Below are 23,709 nucleotides of genomic sequence, written 5' to 3' on the forward strand. Positions count from 1 at the left end.
GCCGCGAGGCGACCTCCCGCCTTCCCATATTTCGTCCTTGCGACCCCGGCCTTGAGCCGGGGGAAGCAATCCAGCTCTCCCGTGCGGGACTGGATTGCTTCGCTGCGCTCGCAATGACGACTCGCGGCGATCGGCCGCCGTCGACCGTCAGGCGGCGACGGCCTCCAGTTCCTCGGTGAGCGCGAGCCAGCCAGCTTCGGCTTCCTCCAGCGCGGTGGCGACGTCCGCACGGCGCTTCATCAGCTCGCCCATCGAAAGCTTGGCATAAGCGGGTTCGGCCGTCTTCGGATCGAACATGGCGCGATCCAGCGCCGATTTCTCGGCCGTCAGCTTCGCCATCTTCGTTTCGGCCTCGGTCACGCGCTTTTTCAGCGCCTGCGCCTTCTCGCGCGCCTCGGCGGCGGCTTTCTTGTCCTTGGCCTTGCCGCCCTTGGCATTGCCCTTGCCGCTGCCCTCCTTGGTCAGGATGAAGGCGGTATAATCCTCCAGGCTGCCGTCGAACTCATCGGCGCGCCCGCTGTCGACCAGCACGAGGCGATCGGCCGTCATCTCCACCATGTGGCGATCGTGGCTGACGAGGATGACGGCGCCCTTATACCCGTTCAGCGCCTGCACCAGCGCCTCGCGCGCATCCACGTCGAGATGGTTGGTCGGTTCGTCGAGGATCAGCAGGTGCGGCGCGTCGCGCGTGATCAGCGCCAGCGCGAGTCGCGCCTTCTCGCCGCCGGACATCTTGCCGACGGCGCCCGTCGCGCGATCGCCCGAAAAGCCGAATCGGCCGAGCTGCGCGCGCACGGCGGCGGGCGTCTTGCCCTTCATCACGCGCGTCATGTGGGCGAGGGGCGTATCGTGGCTGTCCAGCTCCTCCACCTGATATTGGGTGAAATAACCGACCTTCATCTTGCCGGACGCATTCATCTGCCCGTCCATCGGCGCCAGCTGGGCGGCGAGCAGGCGGGCGAGCGTGGTCTTGCCGTTGCCGTTGCGGCCGAGCAGCGCGACGCGATCGTCCGGATCGATCCGCAGGTTCAGCCGCTCCAGGATCGGTGTGTCGCCATAGCCCACGCTGGCGAGATCCAGCGTGATGAGCGGCGGGCGCAGCTCCTCGGGGTCCGGGAAGTCGAAGCTGAGCGTGGGATCGTCCACCAGCTCGGCGATCGGCTGCATCTTGGCCAGCATCTTCTGGCGGGACTGGGCCTGCTTGGCGGTGGAGGCGCGGGCGGAGTTGCGGGCGATATAATCCTGCAGCTTGGCGCGCTGCGTCTCCTGATTGGCCTTGGCGGCGGCGGCCTGGGCGGCGCGCTCGGCCCGCTGGCGCTCGAACGCGTCATAGCCGCCCGCATAGAGCGTCACCTTGCCGCCCTGCAGATGAAGGATGTTGTCCACCACATTGTTGAGCAGATCGCGCTCGTGGCTGATGACCACCATCATCGCCGGATAGGATTTGAGGAAATTCTCCAGCCAGAGCGTGGCTTCGAGGTCGAGGTGGTTCGAAGGCTCGTCCAGCAGCAGCAGATCGGGGTTGGAGAAGAGCAACGCCGCCAGCGCTACGCGCATCTTCCAGCCGCCCGAATAGCTGTCGAGCGGGCGGTTCTGCATCTCCTCGTCGAAGCCGAGACCGACGAGGATCGTCGCGGCGCGCGCCTCCGCCGTATAGGCGTCGATCGCGATCAGCCGCTCATAGACGTCGCCCAGCCGGTCGGGATCCTCGCTGGTCTCGCTCTCCAGCAGCAGGGCCGCGCGCTCGGTGTCGGCGGCCAGCACCGTCTGGATCGGCGTGGAGGTGCCGTGGGGAGCCTCCTGCGCGATATAGCCGATGCGCGTGCCCTTGGGCATGTCGATCGATCCGTTGTCCGGATCGAGCATCCCCATCATCACCTTCATCAGGGTGGATTTGCCCGCGCCGTTGCGGCCGATCAGGCCCACGCGCGCTTTGGGGGGCAGCGCGGCGGAGGCGCTGTCGAGGATCGTGCGGCCGCCAAGGCGCACGGTGATGCCATTCAGGTTGAGCATGGCGCGCCGACTAGCATGCTGCGGCGCGGGAGGGGAGGGGCCTGAGAAAGGCGGGTGAGGCATCAATCCGACATATGCCGTTAAGCCGGATGGGTGCAGTGTGACACATTCAAGACATGCCGACGTGCGCGCACTCGCCCGGCCAAGGAAGAGCCCGCCGCACATGCCCCCCAGCGAAGCCGCCCTTTTTTCGGACCGACTCTCCTTTTACCCGGCCCCTGCCGACGCCAGGGAGCCTGTGGCGGCCTTGCCCGGCATCTGGCTGGCGGGCGCGCTGGGGGCGAGCCTCGTCGCGTTCGTGCTGCTGATGCTGTGGACACGGGAGACGATCAGCCTGTTCGCCGGCGGCACGTCCGCCATCTGCATCGCGGGCGGCGTGATCGTGGCGGTGCGGACGCTGTTGCGCGATGCCCAGGCGGGCTGGCAGCGCGTGGCGCGCGATTTCGCCGAATATGCGGGGCTGTTTTCCGCCGTCTGCCTGCTCGGCGCGATGGCGAGCTATCCGATCGCGACCGTCAATCACGGCTTCGCCGATGCGCGCCTGGCCGCGATCGATCAGGCGCTGCGCTTCAACTGGCTGGCCTGGTACGGGCTGGTGGCGGCGCACCCGACGCTGCAGATGCTGGGGCGCGGCGTCTATGACAGCATCTTCCTGACCCCGGCCATCCTGCTCGGATATTTCGCCATCACCGGCCGGCAGGCGGAGGCGCGGCGCTTCATCCTGTCCTTCTGGCTGGCGGCGGTGCTGACGCTCGCGCTGTTCAGCCTCATGCCCGCGCAGGGGCCGCTCGCCTTCCTGTGGCGCGGGCCCGTGCCCTATATGCCGATCAGCGCGCTCTATCAGGCGGAGCTGATCCCGGCGCTGCGGCTGCACGAACTGCACAGCATCGATCCCGGCCAGTTGCGCGGGCTGGTCTGCGCGCCGAGCTTCCATGCGGCGAGCGCGGCCTTGTACATCGCCGCCGCCTGGATCGCGCGGCCGCTGCGCTGGCCGCTGATCGCGCTCAACGGGGCGATGCTGCTCGCGACCCCGGTGGAGGGCACGCATTATCTCACCGATCTGATCGCGGGCGTGCTCGTCGCCATGGTCGCTCTGGCGGGGAGCGGCTGGCTGAGCGTGGTGGTGGCGCGGCGGACTGTGCCGGTGCCGCCCCTGGTTGAGGCGCACTGATCGCCAAGGCGTCATCATTTCCGGTCAGGGTCCGGCGCGGTCCCTCCTGAGCCGGAACCCGCATTTGATCGTCTATGTCCATGATCTGCGCTCCAGCGGCGTCGTCCGCAACGCGATCGATCATGCCGCCTTGTTCGCGCGCACCCGGCCGACGACGCTCGTGGTGGGCTATGATGTCGGCATGTTCCGCGAGGAGGCGAAGGCCCGGGGCTTCGCGCTGCATGTGCTGGGCGATCGCCCCGGCCGCTTCGCGCGGGCGACGGCGGCACGGCGCCTGCGCCGCTGGCTGCGCGACCGGCCGGCGGACATCCTCCTGTCCGAGGGCAATCTCGGCCATCCGAGCTGCTATTGGGCCACGCGCGGGCTGGGCCATATCGCGCGCGTCTATTGCATCAGCCAGGAGGTGAAGCGCGCCGACGGCTGGAAGAGCGCGCTGCGCCGCCGCTGGGTGACGATGCTGGCGCGCGATGCGGCGCGGCTGGTGCTGGTCGGCACCGCCAATCGCGGCGTGCCGATGCTCGATCGGATGCTGGCGAGCGGCCGCGCGGTGGAGGCGGTCAATGCCGTCGACGTGGATCATGCGCGCGCCATGGCCAGGGCGCCCGCGCCGCATCCGTGGCTCGGGGATCCCGACGTTCCCGTCATCGTCACGGTCGGTCGGCTGCGCCCGCAGAAGAATCACGATCTGCTGATCGCCGGCGTGGCGCAGGCGCGCGCGACGAAGCGGATGCGCCTCGTCATCATCGGCGGCGGCGCGGAGGCCGAGCGGGCACGGCTGACGGCGCTGGCCGAGGCCGCGGGGCTAAGCGAGGATTTCCTGCTGGCGGGCGAGACGACCAACGTGTTCGCCTGGCTGGCGCGTGCCCATGTGTTCGCGCTCACCTCGCGCTGGGAGGGATCCTCGATCACGTTGCTGGAGGCGCTGGCGGTGGGCGCGCCGCTGGTCGTCTCCGCGCGCGCGGGCGATGCGGTGCGCGTGCTGGAGGAGGGGCGCCACGGCCGCCTGTTCGACGGTTACGATCCGGCCGCGTTGGCGCAGGCCCTGCTGGATCAAGTGTCGCCCCGGCGCACCCTGCCGGATGCGTGGCGGCCCGATGCCGGCGACGCGGTGATCTACGAGCGGATCATCGACGATCTGGCGGCGGAACGCTCGGCCTGACCGAAGTCCGGGAAGCCCCTCCCGCTTGCGGGAGGGGAGAGCGGTGCCGCGAATGCGCAAACTCGCCGACTCGACACGTCTCGCTCCCCCCAAAGCCGGAGCCGGGCGGCGCATGACCATTCCGGCACCCCATCCCCGCGCGTCATCCGCGATCTGGCCTCCCGCCTTGTGTGCCCCTATCACCGGCCCTCGAAGCGGGCTTCTCCCGCCGTACAGGAGAGCCATGGTCGATCATCCCTCGCGCCGTCTGGTCCTTGCCGGTCTCGCTGCCACCGCCGCCGGGCCGGCCGTGGCGCGCCCGTCGTCCACGCGGGGCATCGTCAATCCGCTCGTGCGCAACCGCGCCGACGCGCAGGTCGCGCTGCAGGAAGATGGCTATTATACCCTGACGGGCTCGGTGCCCGAATATGACCGGCTGGTGCTGCGCCGCGCGCGCACCCTGGCGGGGCTCGCCGATGCGCCGGAGCGGGTGCTGTGGCGGCATGAGGCGAGCGGGCCGATGTCCGGCTATATCTGGGCGCCCGAAATTCACCGGATCGAAGGGCGCTGGCTCATGTACTTCGCGGCGGGGCCGAGCGGGGGCGGCGCCGACCCGTTCCGCATCCGCACCTTCGTGCTGGCCTGTGACGGGAATGATCCGATGACGGGCAATTGGAGCGTGCTGGGCCAGCTGCAGACCGCATGGGACAGCTTCACGCTCGATTCCACCAGCTTCGTCCATCGCGGCACGCGCTATCTGGCGTGGGCGCAGAAGGAGCCGGGCATCGCCACCAACTCCAATCTCTATCTCGCCCCGCTGGCCACGCCGCTGACGCTGGCGGCGAAGCCCGCGCGCCTCTCCGTGCCGACGCTGGACTGGGAGGTGCGCGGCTACAAGGTGAACGAGGCGCCGGCCTTGCTGGCGCGCAACGGCCGGCTGTTCCTCACCTATTCGGCGAGCGCCACCGATGCGCGCTATTGCATGGGCATGCTGACGGCGCGCGACGATGCGGACATCATGGATCCCGCCGTCTGGTCCAAGAGCCCGGTGCCGGTGATGACCACCTCGCCCGAGCACAGGATCTACGGGCCGGGGCACAACAGCTTCACCGTGGACGAGAAGAAGCGCGATATGCTGGTGTTCCACGCGCGCGATTATGAGACGATCAAGGGCGATCCTTTGCTCGATCCGAACCGGCACACGCGCGTGCAGCCGATCCGCTACGACAAGGAAGGCGTGCCGATCTTCAATCCGCCGGTGGCGAACGGGGCGCTGGCGTGAGGGACTGAGGAGGGAGGGGCCTGCCCCCTTGATGCGGGGCCCCTTTAACCCGTTCGTGCTGAGCGAAGTCGAAGCACGGGCTTCAAGTGACCCGCCCGGAGCCCGTCCTTCGACTTCGCTCAGGACGAACGGAGAGGGAAGGGTGGCTCAATTGCCCTTGTAACGCGCCCGGAACGCATTCGCCCAGTCGGTGAGCGTCCCGTCCGCGATCGCGCCGCGCAGCCCCGTCATCAATTGCTGGTAGAACCACAGATTATGCTCGGTCAGCAGCATCGCGCCGAGCATCTCGCCCGCCTTCACCAGATGGTGGAGATAGGCGCGGCTCCAGCCGGCGATGGGGCTGGCGGGATCGATCGGGGACAGGTCCTCGGCCCATTTGGCGTTGCGGATGTTGACCGGGCCGTCCCACGTGAAGGCCTGTCCGTTGCGGCCGCTGCGCGTGGGCAGCACGCAATCGAACATGTCGATGCCGCGCTCCACCGCACCGACGATATCGTCCGGCTTGCCCACGCCCATCAGGTAGCGCGGCTTCATCTCGTCCAGCGCGCCGGGGGCATGATCGAGGCAGGCGAACATCGCCTCCTGCCCTTCGCCCACGGCGAGGCCGCCGACCGCATAGCCATCGAATCCGATCGCCTTCAGCGCCGTACCGGAGGACGCGCGCAGCTCGGGATCGAGCGCGCCTTGCTGGATGCCGAAGATGGCGGCGCGCGCGGCATGCTCGGTGCCGCCGTCGAAGGCTTTGCGCGAACGCTCGGCCCAGCGCATCGATCGCGCCATCGCGGCCGCCTGCACCTCGCGCGTGGCGGTGGTGGGCACCAGTTCGTCGAACGCCATCACGATGTCCGATCCCAACAGGCGCTGGATCTCGATCGAGCGCTCGGGGCTCAGCATGTGGGCGGAGCCGTCAAGGTGGCTCTTGAAGGAAACCCCTTCCTCGTTGCGCTTGGTGAGCGCGGAGAGGCTCATCACCTGATAGCCGCCGCTGTCCGTGAGGATCGGCCGGTCCCAGCCGGACATCGCGTGCAGCCCGCCCAGCCGCGCGACGCGCTCGGCGCCGGGGCGGAGCATCAGATGATAGGTGTTGCCGAGGATGATGTCCGCGCCGGTCGCGCGCACGTCGGCGGGCTTCATCGCCTTGACGGTGCCGGCGGTGCCGACGGGCATGAAGGCGGGCGTGCGGATCGTGCCGCGCTGCATCGCGATCTCGCCGAGGCGGGCCTTGCCGTCGGTCTGGTGGATGGTGAAGGCGAAACGGGGACGGGCGTTCATCCCGGCCCTTTAGCGGGATGGGGACGGGGCGTCACGTATTCCCCCCTTCGTCATTCCCGCGACCCGTTTGCTTCGAGCGAAGATCGAGCTTGTCGAGATCGTCGTCGAGAAGAGTTCTCGACGGCCGCATCTCGGCAAGCTCGATGCTGCTCGAACCAAACGGCGGCCTAAAGCTCCAGCCGCCAATATTCGCCCTGTATGGGGTCGCCGAATTCCGCGTGCATTTCGGTCCGCATCAGGCGGAAGCCCTTGCCGGCATAGATGCGGCGCGCGCTGGTCAGGATGGTGTGGGTCCACAATTCGATCGCCTCGTAGCCCGCCTCGCGCGCGAAGGTGAGGCAGGCCTCCACCAGCGCCTCGCCCAGGCCCAGCCCGCGCGCGAACGGCTCGACATAGAGCAGGCGCAGTTTGGCGAGGCCGGGCTCGCCGCTGTCGGTGCAGAAGACGGAGCCGGCCATGCGGCCCGCCACCTCTCCCACCCAGCATTGTTCGCGGCCGGGCCGGAAATCGCGGAGGAAAGAGGTGGTCACTTCGCCCAGCAGCACTTCCATCGGCGGGCCCCAGTTCCAGCCCTCGGCGTAGAGGATCGCCTGACGCGAGGCGATCGCGCCCATGTCGCCGGGGCGGAAGGTGCGGAGCGTGAAGCCGGGCGCGCCGCCGCCGAGCAAAGCCTGCGCGTCCGCCAGTGCCTGCACCGCCAGAGTGCCGGCGGCGGGGGAGAGGCCGCCGATGATGTCGGTCACGGCATCGCGCTGGCGCCGGTCGAGATCGGCGAAGAGGGCGCCGCCCGCCTCCGTCAGCACGATCGGGCGGCGGCGGCTGTCCTCGGCCGAGCGTGTGCGCCGGATCCAGCCGCGCGCCTCGAATCGGGAGAGCGTGCGACTCAGATAGCCCGCATCCACACCGAGCGAGGCGCCCAGTTCAGCCGCCAGCGGCTCCTGCCCGCGCGCGATCTCGAACAGCAGGCGCGCCTCCGGCAGGCCCATCTCGCTGCCCAGGAAGCGGGGCGCCAGCGCGCCGATCAGCCGCGTGTGGAAGCGATTGAAGGCGCGAAACGTCTCGATCTGGTCCATCTGCACGGCATGTTGCCATTTGATTGACGGAGTCAACTAATTTGCGATTCGTCCGATCGGTCCGTCGGGGTCGTTCCGGATCGGCCGGATTTATTCCGGCGCGTCTTGCGAAGCGGTCGCACCTTGATTAACCAACAGGTTCCGGAGGCTGTGGTTCGTTTCAGGCGCATCCGGCACAAAGAGCATGCATATCCGGGGGGATGCATGATGGGGATGGGGCCGTCAGGTTCGTCGAAGCGAAGGGATGCGGCGTCGTCGCTGCAATCGCTGGATGGTGCGCGCCTCCATACGATCCGGGGCCTGGCGGTCGTGCTGGTCGTCCTTTTCCATGTGATCGGCCCCACGCCGGATCGGGGAATGCATCTTCCGGCCGGGTCGCCATTACACGATATGGGCACCAGCCTCGCTTTCCTGCGCCTGCCCGTGCTCGCGGTCGTCTCCGGATTTCTCTACGGGGGGCGCCGGGTCGCGCGGGGTGCGCTCGGCGCGTTCCTGCGGGGCAAAAGCGCGCGGCTGCTCGTCCCCTCGCTGTTCGCGCTCCTCGTCTTTTGGGGGATTCATCGCGCGCAGGGCGATCTGGTGCCGCTGCACCGGGCGCTGTTCTTCGCCTATGAGCATTTCTGGTATGTGCAGGCGATCCTGCTGATCTTCCTGGCGATCGGGCTGTGGGATGCGCTGCGTCGGCCGGGCTGGATCGAGTTGCTGATCGCGGCCTTCGCGCTCAACACTGCGGCCAATCTCGTGCCTTATCAGCCGTTCCTCAGCATCGGCGGTTTCCTGCAACTCGGCCCGCTGTTCCTGATCGGAATGGTGTTCCGCGATCGGATCGCACTGCTCGGCCATCCCGATGTCGATCGCCTCGGCGGCGGGCTCGTGCTCGTCTATCTGCTCGGATATCTCGCCAACCGGCTCTATTTCGACCAGCCATTCCCCAATACCGCCCTCAGCTATGTGATGGGCGGGGCGGCGACGTCGTTTCTGCTGTTCCGTTATGCCGTGCGCGTGCCGGGGATCGAGATGATCGGGCGGCGCAGCCTGAGCGTCTATCTCTGGCATCCGGCGGCGGCGGGCGCGGCGCGGGCCGTGATCCTGCATGTCGCGCCCGGGCACGGCCTCCTCCTGTTCGCGGGCATGATGGCGAGTGGGCTCGTGGTTCCGCTCCTTCTCTCGCTGCTGGCCACGAACATCCATATTCCCGGACGGCTGTCCTCCGGGCGCAGCTGGAATCCCGTGCGGGCCTGGCCGGGCCGCAAGATACCCGAGACGGGCATGGCGGACGGGCGGCCGGCGCCGCTCAAGATCGTGCCGCCTTCCTCCCTGGCGGCCTGATCCGCGCAGCCTCACGGCAGCAGCAGCGAGGAATCTCCGTAGGAATAGAAGCGATAGCCCTCGGCGATCGCATGGGCATAGGCCGCCTGCATCCGCTCCCGGCCCATCAGCGCGCTCACCAGCATGAAGAGCGTGGACTTGGGCAGATGGAAGTTCGTCATCAGCCCGTCGATGCCCCGGAAACGATAGCCGGGGGTGATGAAGATCGCGGTGTCGCCCTCGAAGGGCTGGATGCGGCCCTCGGCGTCGGTCGCGCTTTCGATCAGGCGCAGGCTGGTGGTCCCCACCGCGATCAGACGGCCGCCTTTGGCGCGCACGGCATTGAGCCGGTCGGCGGTGGCGGCATCGATGCGCCCCCATTCGGCGTGCATCGCATGATCGTCCGTATCGTCCGCCTTCACCGGCAGGAAGGTGCCCGCGCCGACATGGAGCGTCAGCGTGGCATGATCGATGCCGCGCTCGGCCAGCGCCGCCATCAGGCCGGGGGTGAAGTGGAGCGCGGCGGTGGGGGCCGCGACGGCGCCGGGCTCGGCAGCGAACATCGTCTGATAATCGTCCGCATCGCGCGCATCGGTCGGGCGCTTGGCGGCGATATAGGGCGGGAGCGGCATCTGCCCCGCGCGACCCAGCAGCAGCTCGACCGGCTCGTCCCCCTCGAACCGGAGCAGGATCGATCCGTCGGCGAAGCGATCGGCGGCGATGGCGGTGACGTCCCCCCCGAATTCGATCCGGTCGCCCACGCGCACGCGCTTCGCATTGCGGACGAAGGCGATCCACGCGCGCGGCCCCTCGCGCTTGTGCAAAGTGGCGCCGATCTTCGCCTCGCCCCTCCGGCCCTCCAGCTGGGCCGGGATCACGCGCGTGTCGTTGAAGATCAGGCAGTCGCCGGGGCGCAGCAGGTTCGGCAGATCGCGCACGATCGCGCCTGCGGTCGTGTCGCCCGCCAGCACGAGCATGCGCGCCGCGTCCCGCGGGGAGGCGGGGCGCAGCGCGATGCGATCGTTGGGCAGATCGAAATCGAAGAGGTCGACGCGCATCCCGCGCCCCGTCCGGTCCCTCGGGCCTTACTTCTTGCGCGCGGGCGCCTTGGCGGCGGGCGCGGGCGAAGCGGCGGGGGTGGTGGCGAGCGTGGCCGGCGCGCCGAGCTTGGCGGCGAGATCGGCCGCCGGCGCGGCGGTCTCGACCGGCGGCGTGGCCGGATCCGCGGGCGGCGCGCCGATCCAGACGCGGACCATCCTCGTGGGATTGGCCGGCGGCTCGCCCTTGGTGATGCCGTCGACATAGCTCATGCCCTGAAACACGCGGCCCACGATCGTATATTTCAGGTCGAGCGTCAGGTTCGGCGAGAGCATCAGATAGAATTGGCTGTTCGCGCTGTCCGGATTGGTGGCGCGCGCCATCGCCATCACGCCGCGCACATGCGGCAGATCGTTGAACTCGGCCTTCAGGTCGGGAAGGTCGGAGCCGCCTTCGCCGGTGCCCTTGGGATCGCCGCCCTGCGCCATGAAGCCTTCGATCACGCGGTGGAAGGTCAGGCCGTCATAGAAATGGCGCCCGGCCAGCACCTTCAGCCGCTCGGCCGCCAGAGGCGCCTTGTCGGGCCGCAGCAGGATCGAGACGACGCCGCCGGTGGAAAGCTGGATGTTCAGGATGTTGCTGGGATCCGCCGTCGGCGTGGCCGTGTTCACGGCGGCGACGGGCGGCGCCTTGGGCTCGGCGAGGCCGGAGGGCCCCGTCGCCTGCGCCAGCAGCGGCCCGGTGGCGAGCAGCGCCAGGATCCCGGCAGACCATTTCAGGAGGAAGCGCATTCCCGTAAACCTCTTCAAGAACCTCAGGCGCCCAGCCGAGACTGCAATTCGGCCGCGACAGCGGGCGTGACGAAGGCGGCGACGCTGCCCCCGCCGCGGGCGATATCTCTCACCAGGGTCGAGGAGATCGGCTGCAGCCGGGGCTCCGCCACCAGGAAGATCGTGTCGATGTCCGGCGCGAGCTGGCCGTTGATGCCGGCCATCTGCGCCTCATAGTCGAAATCGGAGGCGTTGCGCAGGCCGCGCACGATCGTCACTGCGCCCACCGAGGCCGCGAAATCCACCAGCAGCCCCTTGGCGGAGCGCACCTCGATCCGGCCGTTCAGCCCGCTCGTCTCGCGCTCCATGATCGCCAGACGCTCCTCGATCGAGAAGAGCGGGGACTTGGCGGAATTGGTGAACACGCCGACGACCAGCCGATCGAACATCGATGCCGCCCGCCCGATGATGTCCATATGGCCGAGCGTCGGCGGATCGAAGGTTCCGGGATAGACGGCCGTGCGGCTCACCGGTCGCGCTCGACGATGTAGCGTGCGATCTCGCGCAGCAGATCGGCGTCGGGGCCGAAGCTGGCGAGATGGCCGATCGCCTGATCGACGAGCATCTTGGCCTGCGCCTTGGCGCGTTCGACCCCGAGCAGCGACACGAAGGTCGCCTTGCCGGCGCCCGCATCCTTGCCCACGGCCTTGCCGGTCACTTCGGCTTCGCCCTCGACGTCCAGCAGATCGTCCGCGATCTGGAAGGCGAGGCCGATGTCGCGCGCATAATTGCGCAGCGCCTTGCGGCCCTCGGGCGGCACATGGCCCAGGATCGCGCCGGCCTCCAGGCTGAAGGCGATCAGCGCGCCGGTCTTCAACTGCTGGAGCTTGGTGACGGTCGGCAGATCGAACGTCTCGGTTTCGGCCACCAGATCCATCATCTGGCCGCCGGCCATGCCGGCCGGGCCACCGGCCTTGGCCAGTTCGCTCACCAGTTCGGAGCGGACGAAGGGATCGGGATGCGTCTCCGGATCGGCCAGCACCTCGAACGCCAGCGCATGGAGCGAATCGCCCGCCAGCACCGCTGTCGCCTCGTCATAGGCGCGATGGACGGTGGGGCGGCCGCGTCGCATGTCGTCATCGTCCATGCAGGGCATGTCGTCGTGGATCAGACTGTAGACGTGCATGCACTCGATCGCGAGGCCCACGCGCAGCGAGCAGGTGGCATCCACCTTGAACAGATCGGCCGACGCGCGGACGAGCAGCGGGCGCATCCGCTTGCCGCCGCCGATCGCGGCATGGCGCATCGCCTCATAGAGGCTGCGGCGGGGATCGTCGGGGATCGCCAGAACGCGATCGAAGGCGCGATCGATATCTTCGGCAATCGAGGCCATGGCCGCGTTCAGGTCAACAGGCATGTTCGCGCCCTCCGGATTCAAACAGTATCGAAGGGCGCGGTGCCGCGCGGCGCGCCGTCCGGATCGAGCGTGATCTTCTCGATCCGGGCCTGCGCGGACTGCAGCCGCTCCTCACACTTCGCGCGGAGCGAAGCGCCTTCGGTGTAAAGGGCGATCGATTCCTCGAGGCTGGCCTCCCCGCTCTCCAGGCGATGCACGATCGCCTCGAGGCGCTTCAGCGCATCCTCGAAGGAAAGGTCGGCGATGGCGGCTGTGTCGGTCATCGGGCGGGCCGGGTTTTGGCGAGAGGCCGCATGAGGGTCAAGCGATCCGGGCGACCGCTCAACTCCGCTTGCCGAAAAGCGCGTCCACCTCGGACATCACGCCACCGTCGCTGCTGGTGGAGCTGGTGCCCGTCTGGATATTGTCGCGCTGGTTGCGGAGCTGCTCGATCAGGGCTTCGCGATCGCCTTCCAGGCGCGTGTCGGTCGGCGCCTCAAGGCCGGCGGCCTTGGCGGCCTTGGCGACCACGGCGTCCAGCTCGCGCTGGCTGGTGAGGCCCAGCGTGACCGGGTCCTTCGGCGTGATGTTCGCGATGTTCCAGTGGCTGCGGTCGCGGATCGCGGCGATCGTGGTGCGGGTGGTGCCGATCAGCAGCGAGATCTGGCCGTCCGACACTTCCGGATGGTTGCGGATGATCCAGGCGATGCCGTCCGGCTTGTCCTGGCGCTTGGAAACCGGCGTGTAGCGCGGGCCCTTGGTGCGGCGCTGCTGTTCCGGGCCCTTCAGGATCTGAAGCTTGTAGTTCGGATCCTTCTGGCCCTTCTCGATCTCGTCCATCGTCAGCTCGTGCGCGCGCAGCGGATCGCGGCCCGTGAGCTTGGTGGCGGCCATGTCGTCGGCGATGGCCTGCACTTCCAGGATGTGGAGCCCGCAGAATTCGGCGATCTGCTGGAAGCTGAGCGAAGTATTGTCGACCAGCCACGAGGCGGTCGCATGGGGCATAAGCGGCTGAGCCACGAGCGGCGTCCTCCAGATAAAGAAAGGGCCGCCCCAACGGAGCGGCCTCGGCATGGCGTCAGGTTTAGATGGAGCGGGGCGTGCAGGCAAGTGTTCGAGGCGCAACCTGCTCGTACGCCGGCTATCTTCTCGGTTGCGGACGGGCCGCATAGCCCTCTCCCGCTTCCGCGGGAGAGGGCTAGAACGGATCGACATTCGCCGATTGGAAACGGCAGCTTTCGAGAGATCGTCACCCTGAACTCGTTTCAGGGTCCATGACCCGACCGTTGAACCAAGCCGACCCGTCAGGTCATGGATGCTGAAACGGGTTCAGCATGACAGTCTGGAATGAAGCTCGGCACATTCTTTCAAACCATCCGGATGTCGATCCGCCCTAAAGGCGCAGGGCCCGTTATTCTCCGATCCCGATATAGCCCGGCTGTTGCGTCACCCGCCCCAGCCATGCGCCGATGGCGGGATAAGCCGACAGATCGAACCGACCCTCCTCCGCCACATGCGTGTAGGCATAGAGGGCGATGTCCGCGAGCGTGAGCGCGTCGCCCACGAAATAGGGGCGATCGGCCAGATGTTCCTCCATCAAGGCGAGCGCGGCCTCGCCCGCCGCCCGCTTGGCGGGAAGCTGGGCGCGCTGGGCCTCGCTCAGCGCCGCCTCGCCGATCATCGAAAGCCAGAAGCGCACGGTCGCGACGTTCGGCTCGTGGTTATATTGCTCGAAGAACATCCAGCGGAACATGTCCGCATGATCGAAGCGGTCGGTGGGGATCAGGCGGCTGCCGCTCGCCAGCCACACGCAGGAGGCGTTGCTTTCGGGCAGGAAACGCTCTCCGATCTGGAGGACGGGAATGCGGCCGTTGGCGTTGACGCTGCCGAGGAAGGCGGGCGTCCGCGTCTCGCCCTTCAATATGTCATAGCCCCGGCGCTCCAGCGGTATGCCGAGCAGGGCCGCCGTCAGCCGGATCTTGTAGCAATTGCCCGACGGGCCATATTCGTGAAGCGTCAGCCGTTCCATCAGGCCACTCCGTCCGCTGTTGCCTCGGCCTGTACGGTGCGGGCGATCATCCCCTGTTTCCGCCAGTTTCCGAACCGGTAATAGAGCAGGGCGAGCGCCAGCGTCACGCACGAGCCGACCGGGAAGCTCCACCACAATATGTCCTGCCCATAATGCAGGAAGGTCCAGGCGAAGCTCAGCCGCGCGCCGAAGATGCCCAGCGTCAGGATCACCAGCGGCATCAGCACCGCGCCGTTCGCGCGCACCGTGGCGAACAAGACGAGCGTGATGCCGAACAGGATGAAGCTCCAGCTGGCGATGAACTGGATGTGCCGCGCGATCGGGATGGCGGGGCTGTCCGCGCCGAGGAACAGCGCCAGCGCGGGGCGATCGAACAGCAGCAGGAGGGCGACGATCCCGCCGGTCAGCAGCAGGTTCACGCCCACGCCCGATCGCGTGATCCGCTCCACCCGGTCCCACGCGCCCGCGCCGATATTCTGCGCGGCCATGGCGGAGACGGCGGCGCCGATCGCCATCGCCGGCATCTGCACATAGGTCCACAATGTCTGCGCCACGCCATAAGCGGCGGAGACGTCCACGCCCTCGCGATTGATCAGCCCGATCATGACGAGGCCGGATGTGGTCATCACCAGCATCTGGAAGCCCATCGGCACGCCCTTGACCACGATCACCTTCAAGAGCGCCGGATCGGGGATCAGGAAGCGCAGCTCCGGCCCCTTCAGCCGGATCGGGATATCCTTGGCGTAGATGTAGGCGATCAGCCCGAACAGGACGACATAATTGGCGATCAGCGTCGCGGTGGCGGCGCCCGCCACGCCCATGCGCGGGGCCGGGCCCAGGCCGAGGATCAGCACGGGATTGAGGCCCGCGTCGAGGATCACGTTCAGCAGCATGAAGCGCAGCGGCGTCATCGCGTCGCCGATGCCGCGCAGGCCCATCGACAGCAGCAGGCCGAGAAACATCGGCGGCAGGCCGAGGAAGATCACGCGCAAATAGATGAACGCCAGCTTCTCGGCGGCGGGCGGCGTCGCGAGCGCGTGGAGCAGGGCGCCCGCGCTGAACCAGCCGAGGATCGCGATCAGGATCGAGATGATCGCGAACAGGCCCAGCCCCGTGCCCAGCGCCCGGCGCGCGCCGACGATGTCGCGCGCGCCCATGCTCTGCCCGATCAGGATCGTGGCGGCCATGCCGAAGCCGAAGCCCAGCGAGAACATCAGGAACATGATGATGTTGGCGTTGGTGCTGGCGGCGATCGCCGCTTCGCCCAGAAAGCGTCCGATCCAGACCGTGTTGATCGATCCGTTCATCGACTGGAGGATGTTCGCGCCCAGCGTCGGCAGCGAGAACATCAGCAACGTGCGCGTGATCGGGCCCTGAGTCAGATCCCTGGGCGCCGCGGCCCCGCGCTTCGCTCCCGTCGGCTGCCCGGCGTCCTGATGGCCGGCGTCACGTTTCTCGGTCATGTCTGCCCCCTGCGGCAGGCGCATGGCGGATCGCGGGGCGAACGTCCACACAGCTTGCATGAAAGTGCGGCAGGATTAGCCTCATCCTCTCTGCGGGAGAAATGACGATGCGTGCCACCCTGATCGCCTGCCTTGGCCTCGCGCTGCCTGCCGCCGCTGCGGCGCAGGCGGCCGAAGATCCCCAGCCCCGCATCATCGTGTCCGGTGCGGGCACGGCCTCGACCGCGCCCGATCGGGTGGGGATCGGATACGGCGTGCATGGCGAGGGCGCGACGAGCGACGAGGCGGTCAGCGCGATGGTGGCGAAGCGCAAGGCGATCGACGGCGGCCTCGCGGGCTTCGCCGCCCGGCCGCAGGCGCGCGCCTCGCAGGTCACGATCGTCGAGGTGCGCGGGCGGGACTGCAATCGCAACACTTACAGCAATCCGCGCCTCTCCACGGGCGAATGCGCGATCATTGGCTATACGGCCGACCTGACGATGGACCTGCAGACCGATGCGGTGAAGGAGGCCGGCACGATCGTGGGCCTGATCGGTCGGCTGGGCGGCACCAATCCGCGCATCGAGCGCTTCTTCCTCGCCAGCGATGCCGACGCGCGCAAGCGGGCGACGGCCGAGGCACTGGCCGATGCGAAACGCCAGGCGGAGGCGATCGCGGCGGGCACGGATGTGCGGCTTGGAAGGCTGCTAAGTGCTTCGAATACGGGCTATAATGGGATGCCCGCCTATGACGAGATCAGATTAAGCGCACATGCCGTTTCGGCGCCACCTCCGCCACCCCCGCCTCCGCCCATCCCGGTCGATCTCACCCCGCGACCGATCGAGACGCAGGTGCGCGTGCAGGTCGTCTACGCGATCGCGCCGTAAGCTTTCGTGTTCGGGAGGATCAGTCCTCGTCCTCATCCTTGGCGGCGAGGTCCATGAAGTCGCGCGCGGCGTCGCGGTCGGCGGGGTCGGGGAAGGCCACGTCGAGATCGGGCGCGGCGCCGAGCAGGTAGAGCAGGGCCCACAAAGCGAAGCGGCGGCCCTTGTCCCGCTCCAGCCCGAGATCGACGCGCATCCGCTCGATCCCCTCGGTCAGCGCGCCGGCGGGGATGGCGGCGAGGTCGGCCGTGCCGAAATAGCGGAGAAGCTGGTCGTCGAGTTGCATGGCGGCAGCCCTATAGCGCGGGCGCGGATTTGTCGCGCGGCTGGACCTTACACGCCGTTAGCGGCATGTCGGGCGGATGAGTGCTGTTCAAAAGGTGCGCGCTGCCACCGCCGCCGATCACGATGCCGTCGATGCCGCGTTCGGGGAGGTCGATCTGGGCGATCGGGCTTCCTATGGGCGTTTCCTCACCGCGCATGCTCTGGCGCTGCCGGCGGTGGAGCAGGCGCTGGCGGGTGTTGCCGCGCTGCCCGCATTGCGGCCGCGCGCGCCGCTGATCGCCGGCGACCTGCGCGGGCTGGGGCTCGATGTCCCGTCGCCGCTGGCCTTCCCCGCGCCGGCAAGCGATGCCGCCGCGTTCGGGATGGCCTATGTGATCGAGGGATCGCGGCTTGGCGGCGGCATGCTCGCCAAAAGGGTGGGGCGCGATCTGCCCACCGCCTATCTCTCCGCGACGCATCTGGCGGGCGAGTGGCGCGGCTTTCTGTCGGCGCTGGATCAGGCGGCCGAGGGCGAAGACTGGATTGCGGGCATGATCGCGGCGGCGCGCGCCACGTTCGATCTTTACCGCCAGGCGGCCGTCATCGCCCTCTGACCCGGCCTATTCCTCGATCGGCGCGCTGACGATGACGCGCAGGCCCGGCATGTTGCCGGACTGCTCGATCGTGCCGCCGAGGCGAGCGACCATCGCGTTCATCATGCGCGTGCCGAAGCCCTGCCGGCCGCTGCCGCCGGACACGGCCTTGCCCTTGCCCTGATCGGCCACGATCAGGCGGAACATGTTGCGATACTGCTCCAGCGATACCGCGATGGGGCCGGGCTGGCCGCCATAGGCATATTTGTTCGCATTGATGACCAGCTCGGTCAGGATCAGGCCGACATGGATGGCGCGGTCCGCCGAGATCAGCATCGGCGACAGCGTCAGCGTGAGGCGGTCGCCCCACTCATCGCCCATGGCGTCGCTCATCTCGCCGATCAGCTCGTCCAGATAGCGGGAGAGATCGACCGATTCGAGCTGATCGGCCTGATAGAGCCGGCGATGGACGAGCGCGACGGCCGAGATGCGGCGCTGCGCCTCGTTCAGCGTCTCCTCGAGACTGGTCTCGATCCCGCCGCGCGCCTGCAAAGCGAGGAAGGACTGGACCAGCTGCAGGCTGTTCTGCACGCGATGATTCACCTCGCGCAGCAGATGATCCTTCTGCTGGATGAGCCCGTCCTTCTCGGCGACCGTCTGCGTCAGCTCGCGATTGAGTTCGCGCAGGCGGCGGGTCTGGCGCAGTTCGAGGAATTGCGTCCGCAGGCGGGAGGCGGCCTCGATCTCGCCACGCGTCCAGCGACGCGCGCAGCCGCGCACCTCTTCCGTCCACGCATCGAACGAGGTGCGCGGCGTCAGGATCGCATTCGGATCGCCGGCCGTGTCCTTGTGCGGATTGCCGGCCCATTCGACGATCGTGGGCTCCTCCGCGCGGATCCAGACGAGCAGCATCGGCGTCTCGCCCGACAGCGCGACCGCGAGGACGCCGCTGGCGACATCGCGATACAGCGCCGCGTGCGGGAATTGGCCGGACAGGCGCTGGGTGGCGAAGGGCTCCGCCACCGTGCGGGTCGAAAGCCAGTTGCCCAGCGTCAGCAGCTCTTCGTCCGCCGGGCAGGTGCCCGTGGTATAGAGGGTCCGGCCGTGGATCACCGCAAAGCCGTCCGCGCCCAGCAGTTCGCGCAGATCGTCGCCATATTCGGCGAAGAAGGCATCGATCGAGAGGTGCGGCTCGACACCCGAGTGGATCGCATCCTCACCGCTTCTCAGCCGGATGCGCTCGCGGAAAATCTCCGCTTCCTCCTTGGCCCGGATGAAGCGGGCCAGCTCGCTCGCCATCGTATGGCAGAGCGCGCGCGTCTCGTGGCTCAGGTTGCGCGGCGTGGCATGGTGGCAGGCGATCAGGCCCCACAACAGCCCGTCCTTCACGATCGAAATCGAGGCGGATGCGGCGACGCCCATGTTCCGCATATATTGCAGATGGATCGGGGAGACGCTGCGGAGATTGACGTCGCTGAGATCCAGGCCCGCAAATTGCGCCGGGCGGATCGGCGCCGGCGTGTAGGTGATATCCGGGATCACCCGCACCCGCGTCCGCACATAAAGGGCGCGTGCCTGCTTCGGAATGTCGGCGGCGGGGAAATGATGGTTGAGGAAGGAGCGGGTTTCCGGAGTCCGATCCTCGGCCAGGACCTTTCCGGCGCCGTCGTCGAGAAAGCGGTAGATCATCACATGATCGAAGCCGGTGATCTGGCGAAAGATCATGGCCGCACGCTCGGACAGCGACTGGAGATCGGGTGCCCGCTCGAACAACGCCCCGGTGCGATCGAGTTCGGCCAGGGCCGCTGCCGCCGAGCGGGGATCGGCGGGAGCGGGCTCCAGCTCGACCATGACGATGCCGCCGGCCGTGTGGAGCGAGACATCGAACGTCTCTGTGCGCCCGGGCACCACGGCGAGCGGCGTGGAGAAATCGTTCGCCTCGAGTGCGGCGAGATCGATCGGCTGAGCCAGCAGCGCCTCCACCGGACGATCCATCCAGACCGGGGTCAGCCGCCCTTCGATGTCGCCGGCACCACCGATCACGCGCAGCGTGACGCGATCCGCCAGCAGCAGCAGGCCATGCGGCTGGATCGCGCCGGGGATGTGGATGGCTTCGCGATCACATGCCGTCAGGTCGAGTTTGTCCGCTGCATCCGTGTTGGACGCGGGCGGATCGATGCTCGGCTTCGACGACAGTGTACTTCTCCCGACGATACGAACGCGTCACCAGCGTTTCGGTCGCCTGGGTGAGGCTAAGCAGGAAATCGCGTCCTGCGAAAGCTTTATCGGGCGCGTTGCGCGATCAGGTAAGCGCCGATCAGGCCGGATGGTTCCGTGCAGGCCGGCGCCAAAATGCGGCGATTCATCGCGTCGACATCGCTGTCGGCCAGATAGCCCGCGAGCAGCCGGGCCGTCCTCGCCCGGATGGCGGGAAGCAGGACGCCGCCCGTCATCACGCCGCCGCCAAGGACGATCCGCTTCGGCGCGACGGCCAGAAACAGGGTGTGGCAGAGCTGCGCGATATAATCGGCGATGGCGTCCCGGGCGGGATGGTCCGGGCCCAACTCGTCGAGCGATGCTCCCCACGCCGCCTTGATGGCCGGCCCGGAGGCCAGACCTTCCAGGCAGTCGCCATGGAACGGGCAGATGCCGTCGAACCCCTGCTGGGCCGGATGGCGACGGGGCAGGACATGCCCCATTTCGGGATGGCCCGCGCCGTGGACCGGGTGGCCGTTGACGACGAGGCCGATGCCCACGCCCGTGCCCACCGTGACATAAGCGAGATCCGAAAGCCCTCCGGCGGCGGCCGCCTCGGCCAGAGCGGCCGCGTTCACGTCGGTCTCGATGCCGACCGGAACGCCGGCGCCCTCCGCGATCCGCCCGCGCAGGTCGACATGCGGCCAGCCGGCCTTGGGCGTCGCGAGGATATGGCCGTAGCTGGGCGAAGCGGGATCCAGATCCAGCGGACCGAAGCCGGCGATGCCGATCGCGGAAACGGGCAGCGTCGCGGCATGCTGACGGAAGAAGGCCAGAGCGGCGGCGATCGTCTCGTCGGGGCTTGTGGTGGGGAATTTCGCGGTGACCCGCGAACCTTCCTCCGCCGTGCCGATGCCGACGACGAACTTGGTGCCGCCCGCCTCGATTCCTCCGACCAGCGTCATCGCGCGTCCCGTCCTTTCGCAACCGGCCCGAAAATGAAAAAGGCCGCCAGGTCTTCTGACCTGACGACCTTTAATCTGGTGGGCGTGGCAAGGATTGAACTTGCGACCCCTGCGATGTCAACACAGTGCTCTACCACTGAGCTACACGCCCGTTGCCGCAGCCCCTAGCGGAGCGTTTCCCGGTACGCAAGCCGAGCCGCGATGCAAATTCGTCACAAAGATAAAGATATCGAGATGGGCAGCCGGCCAGGGGCATGGGCCGATACTGCGACGCGCCGAACAGGCGTATCCTTGAATCGGATCAGATGTCCGCCGCGCTGCCGATCTCGAACATGCGGTCCACCTCGCCCACGAGGTCGCGCAGGTGGAACGGTTTGGACAGGACCTTGGCCTGCTCCAGCATCTGGCCGCCTTCCAGCGCCACCGCTGCAAAGCCGGTGATGAACATCACGCGCATCGCCGGATCGATCGTGGCCGCGCGCTGGGCCAGCTCGATCCCGTCGAGCTCGGGCATGACGATGTCGGTCAGCAGAAGATCGAAGCTTTCATGCTCGAGCACCTTCAACGCCGCCGTGCCGCGATCGACGGCCACGACGGAATAGCCGACGCGCTCCAGCGCGCGCGCCAGATAGACGCGCATCGAATCATCGTCCTCTGCGAGCAGAATTCGTATCATGATCGCTCTTTTCAGCTGTCGCTCGAACGCAGGCGAATATGCCCTGAATGGTTAAGAAATTCTAGACTTTGTGCCCGCGGGCGCACGAACCCTGCGAAAGGGCGAGGAGCAGTGCCGATCACGCGACAAATGCCGGTATCCCCACAAAAAATCGCGGGGGGTTCCTGAACCGGAACGAGGGGCATGTCCATCAGCGGTATCGCGGGGCGGCCGGAGGCTTTAACGTTTTCGAATCATGACGGCCACTTCGCATCCGGCGCCGCCGCCTTTCGTCCGCCTGGGGCCGCCCGTGCCGCAGACCCCGCTTGTGATCGCGGTGCCGCACGCCGGGCGCCATTATCCCGCGCAGATCGAGGCGGATCGGGCCGTGGCCCACCGGATCCTTGAGGATCTGGAGGATCGCTACGCGGATCGGCTGGTGATCCCGGCGGTGGAAGCGGGGGCGGTCGCGATCGTGGCGACGCATGCGCGCGGCTGGATCGATCTCAATCGCGGCGAGGAAGATGCCTATGGCCCGGATGCGGCCGCCGCCTCGCCCCGCGCACGGGCAGGGCTGGGGCTGGTGCCGAGCCGGATCGCGGGGCGACCCCTGTGGCGGCGCTTTCCCGACGAGGCGGAGATGCGCGCCCGGATCGAGGCGCTCCATACCGTCTATCACCAGGCCGTGGCCGAAGCGCTGGCGGCCGCCAAAGCGGAGCATGGCATGGCCCTGCTCGTCGATTGCCATTCGATGCCCCCGCTCGGGCGGCCGGGGCGGGCCGCGCCCCGTATCGTGATCGGGGATCGCCACGGCATCACAGCGGGAGCGGCGGTGGCGGAGGCTGCGGAGGCCGTCTGCCGTCGCCATGGCCTGCCGGTGGCGCGCAATGCGCCCTATGCCGGCGCCTTCACGATCCAGCATCATGGGCGCCCCGCCGAGGACATCCACGCCGTTCAGGTGGAAATGGATCGCACCCTGTATCTGCGGGATGGCCTGCGCGAACCGTCCGGGGCGATGGAGGGCATGGCCGCCTTTTTCGCGGAGCTGTGCTGGGAGGCGGTCGATTCGCTGGCCGGTCTGCCGCAAGCGAGGGCCGCTGAATAAAGAACCACCCCGTGCTTTCGCACAGGGTGGCCAAGGTTCAGGGAGGGGTGTGCCGAAGCACACCGATGCCCGGCCGTGAAAGGGGGAACACGGCGGGGCAAGGCTATAACTAAGGACCCCTTTGGAAAGTTTCAACCCTCCGGTCCATTTTCGTTGGGTTTTCGACCGTGTTTTTTGTGCATCGGATTCGCGGGGTCGGAAACGACACCGGCCCGCCCCTCCGCCCGGCCCGTCCGCAGGATGTGCGGGATAGGCGCCGGGCGGCGGAGCGGGCCGATATGGAGAGCGGGCTCGGCAGCGCCGCGCCCGTCTCGTCAGGTCGTGACGGCGGCCTTAGCCGTTCATCTGCACCTTGCCCGCCTCGAACTGGCGCTGGAACAGGGTCGGCATGTGCTGCAGCGAGAACAGATGCGCATGCACCAGCGGCAGCATGCCCGACTGCATCATCTTGCGCAGCTGATCGCCGCGCAGTTCGCGCAGCTTGGCCTCGTCGACCATCTTGAAGCCGCGATAGACGAAGGGCTGGCTGATGCCCTGCTGCTCGATCGTGATCTCGCCATCCATCAGCAGATCGAGGTCCTTGAGCTCGGTCATGAAGGAGATGGTCTTCTGGACGCCGATCTCGAACTGCTCGCAGAAAGCGAGGGTCGACTGCGTCTCCGGCGAGGGCTGGCCATCGACGAACAGCGACACGCCTTCCTCGAAATCGCCGATCAGGCCCGAGGTGGGATCGAAGCAGAGCGACAGCTCTTCCCGATCGGGCTGCAGGCGGATCAGCATGAACGGATAACGGCGCACATAGGCCGGCAGATAGGCATCCGGCTTCAGATTGTTATTCTCGTCCATCGACATGTTCACGCCCTCGTTCAGGCCGAACAGGGCGAGGGGCAGCGGCTCGTCGCTGGCGCTGAACACGATCGGCATCACGCGCTGCGCGACGATGAATTCGTCCACCGTGAGCGGCATGGCATGGGCATCCGCCATGACCGCGAGATTTTCCATCGCCCGGCCCTTCCAGGTGGCATGATCCATGCTCGAGAGCGGGATCAGGTCGTTGTAGAAGAGCGGCAGGTTCTGGGCTTGCGGCGCGCTCGCCATGATCGTGGAACTCCTGG

The 23,709-nt window shown here is 67.8% G+C and carries 22 protein-coding genes, 1 tRNA gene and 1 pseudogene; 7 read left to right on the plus strand and 17 right to left on the minus strand.

The window, feature by feature from the left end:
• Positions 1 to 147: 147 nt before the first annotated feature.
• Complete coding sequence (locus HL653_RS06875) at positions 148 to 2,013, minus strand: ABC-F family ATP-binding cassette domain-containing protein (RefSeq protein ID WP_171743862.1); 1,866 nt, start codon at positions 2,011 to 2,013, stop codon at positions 148 to 150.
• A 238-nt stretch (positions 2,014 to 2,251) separates the two neighbouring features.
• On the opposite strand from HL653_RS06875, the gene HL653_RS06880 reads away from it, so the two are divergent.
• The 3 genes and pseudogenes from HL653_RS06880 to HL653_RS06890 form a co-directional block, all read left to right on the plus strand.
• On the plus strand, positions 2,252 to 3,184 hold the full coding sequence (locus HL653_RS06880; RefSeq protein WP_253717669.1) for a phosphatase PAP2 family protein: 933 nt from the start codon (positions 2,252 to 2,254) through the stop codon (positions 3,182 to 3,184).
• Between the two features lie 64 nt (positions 3,185 to 3,248).
• Positions 3,249 to 4,343 (plus strand): glycosyltransferase, encoded by a 1,095-nt coding sequence (locus HL653_RS06885; RefSeq protein ID WP_171743864.1) that lies wholly within the window; start codon positions 3,249 to 3,251, stop codon positions 4,341 to 4,343.
• A gap of 223 nt (positions 4,344 to 4,566) precedes the next feature.
• Positions 4,567 to 5,598 (plus strand): annotated as a pseudogene (locus HL653_RS06890) (family 43 glycosylhydrolase); the annotation flags it as partial.
• A 153-nt stretch (positions 5,599 to 5,751) separates the two neighbouring features.
• Here HL653_RS06890 and tgt read toward each other — a convergent pair.
• Both tgt and HL653_RS06900 read right to left on the minus strand, forming a co-directional pair.
• Positions 5,752 to 6,876 carry a tRNA guanosine(34) transglycosylase Tgt gene (gene tgt, locus HL653_RS06895; RefSeq protein ID WP_171743866.1) on the minus strand — a complete coding sequence of 375 codons (1,125 nt, stop codon included), beginning with the start codon at positions 6,874 to 6,876 and terminating at the stop codon, positions 5,752 to 5,754.
• 167 nt (positions 6,877 to 7,043) lie between these two features.
• A complete protein-coding gene (locus HL653_RS06900) occupies positions 7,044 to 7,949 on the minus strand; it encodes a helix-turn-helix domain-containing GNAT family N-acetyltransferase (protein WP_171746826.1) in 906 nt (301 codons plus the stop codon).
• Positions 7,950 to 8,153: 204 nt separating this feature from the next.
• On the opposite strand from HL653_RS06900, the gene HL653_RS06905 reads away from it, so the two are divergent.
• Entirely contained in the window at positions 8,154 to 9,278 is a 1,125-nt protein-coding gene (locus HL653_RS06905; RefSeq protein ID WP_171743867.1) for an acyltransferase, read from the plus strand.
• Between the two features lie 11 nt (positions 9,279 to 9,289).
• Here HL653_RS06905 and queA read toward each other — a convergent pair whose 3' ends face one another.
• From queA to HL653_RS06945, 8 genes are all read right to left on the minus strand, one after another.
• On the minus strand, positions 9,290 to 10,315 hold the full coding sequence (queA, locus tag HL653_RS06910; RefSeq protein WP_171743868.1) for a tRNA preQ1(34) S-adenosylmethionine ribosyltransferase-isomerase QueA: 1,026 nt from the start codon (positions 10,313 to 10,315) through the stop codon (positions 9,290 to 9,292).
• 27 nt (positions 10,316 to 10,342) lie between these two features.
• Positions 10,343 to 11,086 (minus strand): peptidylprolyl isomerase, encoded by a 744-nt coding sequence (locus HL653_RS06915; RefSeq protein WP_171743869.1) that lies wholly within the window; start codon positions 11,084 to 11,086, stop codon positions 10,343 to 10,345.
• A 23-nt stretch (positions 11,087 to 11,109) separates the two neighbouring features.
• The gene (gene coaD / locus HL653_RS06920) at positions 11,110 to 11,595 is read right to left on the minus strand and encodes a pantetheine-phosphate adenylyltransferase (RefSeq protein ID WP_171743870.1); all 486 of its coding nucleotides are present in this window, start codon (positions 11,593 to 11,595) and stop codon (positions 11,110 to 11,112) included.
• Positions 11,592 to 12,482, minus strand: a complete 891-nt coding sequence (locus HL653_RS06925; protein WP_171743871.1) for a polyprenyl synthetase family protein — start codon at positions 12,480 to 12,482, stop codon at positions 11,592 to 11,594. The genes coaD and HL653_RS06925 overlap by 4 nt, the downstream gene beginning before the upstream one ends.
• A 17-nt stretch (positions 12,483 to 12,499) precedes the next feature.
• On the minus strand, positions 12,500 to 12,745 hold the full coding sequence (locus HL653_RS06930; RefSeq protein ID WP_171743872.1) for an exodeoxyribonuclease VII small subunit: 246 nt from the start codon (positions 12,743 to 12,745) through the stop codon (positions 12,500 to 12,502).
• 58 nt (positions 12,746 to 12,803) lie between these two features.
• A complete protein-coding gene (locus HL653_RS06935) occupies positions 12,804 to 13,466 on the minus strand; it encodes a DUF1013 domain-containing protein (protein ID WP_253718005.1) in 663 nt (220 codons plus the stop codon).
• Between the two features lie 406 nt (positions 13,467 to 13,872).
• The gene (locus HL653_RS06940; RefSeq protein ID WP_171743874.1) at positions 13,873 to 14,490 is read right to left on the minus strand and encodes a glutathione S-transferase family protein; all 618 of its coding nucleotides are present in this window, start codon (positions 14,488 to 14,490) and stop codon (positions 13,873 to 13,875) included.
• Positions 14,490 to 15,953 (minus strand): MATE family efflux transporter, encoded by a 1,464-nt coding sequence (locus HL653_RS06945; RefSeq protein ID WP_171743875.1) that lies wholly within the window; start codon positions 15,951 to 15,953, stop codon positions 14,490 to 14,492. Before HL653_RS06945 ends, HL653_RS06940 begins: the two co-directional genes overlap by 1 nt.
• 107 nt (positions 15,954 to 16,060) lie before the next feature.
• Here HL653_RS06945 and HL653_RS06950 point away from each other — a divergent pair, with 107 nt between their 5' ends.
• Positions 16,061 to 16,819 carry an SIMPL domain-containing protein gene (locus HL653_RS06950; RefSeq protein WP_171743876.1) on the plus strand — a complete coding sequence of 253 codons (759 nt, stop codon included), beginning with the start codon at positions 16,061 to 16,063 and terminating at the stop codon, positions 16,817 to 16,819.
• A gap of 19 nt (positions 16,820 to 16,838) precedes the next feature.
• Here HL653_RS06950 and HL653_RS06955 read toward each other — a convergent pair whose 3' ends face one another.
• The gene (locus tag HL653_RS06955; RefSeq protein WP_171743877.1) at positions 16,839 to 17,102 is read right to left on the minus strand and encodes a hypothetical protein; all 264 of its coding nucleotides are present in this window, start codon (positions 17,100 to 17,102) and stop codon (positions 16,839 to 16,841) included.
• Positions 17,103 to 17,178: 76 nt separating this feature from the next.
• Here HL653_RS06955 and HL653_RS06960 point away from each other — a divergent pair, with 76 nt between their 5' ends.
• Complete coding sequence (locus tag HL653_RS06960) at positions 17,179 to 17,694, plus strand: biliverdin-producing heme oxygenase (protein WP_171743878.1); 516 nt, start codon at positions 17,179 to 17,181, stop codon at positions 17,692 to 17,694.
• Positions 17,695 to 17,700: 6 nt separating this feature from the next.
• On the opposite strand, the gene HL653_RS06965 is transcribed toward HL653_RS06960, so the two are convergent.
• From HL653_RS06965 to cpdR, 4 genes are all read right to left on the minus strand, one after another.
• Positions 17,701 to 19,887, minus strand: a complete 2,187-nt coding sequence (locus HL653_RS06965; protein WP_367613605.1) for a histidine kinase dimerization/phosphoacceptor domain -containing protein — start codon at positions 19,885 to 19,887, stop codon at positions 17,701 to 17,703.
• Between the two features lie 68 nt (positions 19,888 to 19,955).
• Positions 19,956 to 20,834, minus strand: coding sequence for an ROK family protein (locus HL653_RS06970; RefSeq protein ID WP_171743879.1), 879 nt, complete (start codon positions 20,832 to 20,834; stop codon positions 19,956 to 19,958).
• A 76-nt stretch (positions 20,835 to 20,910) separates the two neighbouring features.
• Positions 20,911 to 20,985, minus strand: a tRNA-Val gene (locus HL653_RS06975).
• A 150-nt stretch (positions 20,986 to 21,135) separates the two neighbouring features.
• Entirely contained in the window at positions 21,136 to 21,510 is a 375-nt protein-coding gene (gene cpdR / locus HL653_RS06980; RefSeq protein WP_171743880.1) for a cell cycle two-component system response regulator CpdR, read from the minus strand.
• A 235-nt stretch (positions 21,511 to 21,745) separates the two neighbouring features.
• On the opposite strand from cpdR, the gene HL653_RS06985 reads away from it, so the two are divergent.
• Complete coding sequence (locus HL653_RS06985; RefSeq protein WP_171743881.1) at positions 21,746 to 22,594, plus strand: N-formylglutamate amidohydrolase; 849 nt, start codon at positions 21,746 to 21,748, stop codon at positions 22,592 to 22,594.
• Between the two features lie 333 nt (positions 22,595 to 22,927).
• On the opposite strand, the gene HL653_RS06990 is transcribed toward HL653_RS06985, so the two are convergent.
• Entirely contained in the window at positions 22,928 to 23,692 is a 765-nt protein-coding gene (locus tag HL653_RS06990) for a SapC family protein (RefSeq protein ID WP_171743882.1), read from the minus strand.
• Positions 23,693 to 23,709: the final 17 nt, after the last annotated feature.

The organism is Sphingomonas sp. AP4-R1 (genome assembly GCF_013113735.1).
In the GTDB taxonomy this organism is placed as follows: domain Bacteria; phylum Pseudomonadota; class Alphaproteobacteria; order Sphingomonadales; family Sphingomonadaceae; genus Sphingomonas_I.

Excerpts from the sequence above, each read along its gene's own strand:
- tgt (WP_171743866.1), bottom strand. The coding sequence starts at position 6,876 with ATGAACGCCCGTCCCCGTTTCGCCTTCACCATCCACCAGACCGACGGC.
- HL653_RS06905 (WP_171743867.1), top strand. The coding sequence starts at position 8,154 with ATGATGGGGATGGGGCCGTCAGGTTCGTCGAAGCGAAGGGATGCGGCG.
- cpdR (WP_171743880.1), bottom strand. The coding sequence starts at position 21,510 with ATGATACGAATTCTGCTCGCAGAGGACGATGATTCGATGCGCGTCTAT.
- HL653_RS06940 (WP_171743874.1), bottom strand. The coding sequence starts at position 14,490 with ATGGAACGGCTGACGCTTCACGAATATGGCCCGTCGGGCAATTGCTAC.
- HL653_RS06950 (WP_171743876.1), top strand. The coding sequence starts at position 16,061 with ATGCGTGCCACCCTGATCGCCTGCCTTGGCCTCGCGCTGCCTGCCGCC.
- HL653_RS06970 (WP_171743879.1), bottom strand. The coding sequence starts at position 20,834 with ATGACGCTGGTCGGAGGAATCGAGGCGGGCGGCACCAAGTTCGTCGTC.
- HL653_RS06955 (WP_171743877.1), bottom strand. The coding sequence starts at position 17,102 with ATGCAACTCGACGACCAGCTTCTCCGCTATTTCGGCACGGCCGACCTC.
- HL653_RS06915 (WP_171743869.1), bottom strand. The coding sequence starts at position 11,086 with ATGCGCTTCCTCCTGAAATGGTCTGCCGGGATCCTGGCGCTGCTCGCC.
- HL653_RS06985 (WP_171743881.1), top strand. The coding sequence starts at position 21,746 with ATGACGGCCACTTCGCATCCGGCGCCGCCGCCTTTCGTCCGCCTGGGG.
- queA (WP_171743868.1), bottom strand. The coding sequence starts at position 10,315 with ATGCGCGTCGACCTCTTCGATTTCGATCTGCCCAACGATCGCATCGCG.
- HL653_RS06945 (WP_171743875.1), bottom strand. The coding sequence starts at position 15,953 with ATGACCGAGAAACGTGACGCCGGCCATCAGGACGCCGGGCAGCCGACG.
- HL653_RS06930 (WP_171743872.1), bottom strand. The coding sequence starts at position 12,745 with ATGACCGACACAGCCGCCATCGCCGACCTTTCCTTCGAGGATGCGCTG.
- HL653_RS06925 (WP_171743871.1), bottom strand. The coding sequence starts at position 12,482 with ATGCCTGTTGACCTGAACGCGGCCATGGCCTCGATTGCCGAAGATATC.
- HL653_RS06875 (WP_171743862.1), bottom strand. The coding sequence starts at position 2,013 with ATGCTCAACCTGAATGGCATCACCGTGCGCCTTGGCGGCCGCACGATC.
- HL653_RS06990 (WP_171743882.1), bottom strand. The coding sequence starts at position 23,692 with ATGGCGAGCGCGCCGCAAGCCCAGAACCTGCCGCTCTTCTACAACGAC.
- HL653_RS06900 (WP_171746826.1), bottom strand. The coding sequence starts at position 7,949 with ATGGACCAGATCGAGACGTTTCGCGCCTTCAATCGCTTCCACACGCGG.
- HL653_RS06935 (WP_253718005.1), bottom strand. The coding sequence starts at position 13,466 with ATGCCCCATGCGACCGCCTCGTGGCTGGTCGACAATACTTCGCTCAGC.
- HL653_RS06960 (WP_171743878.1), top strand. The coding sequence starts at position 17,179 with ATGAGTGCTGTTCAAAAGGTGCGCGCTGCCACCGCCGCCGATCACGAT.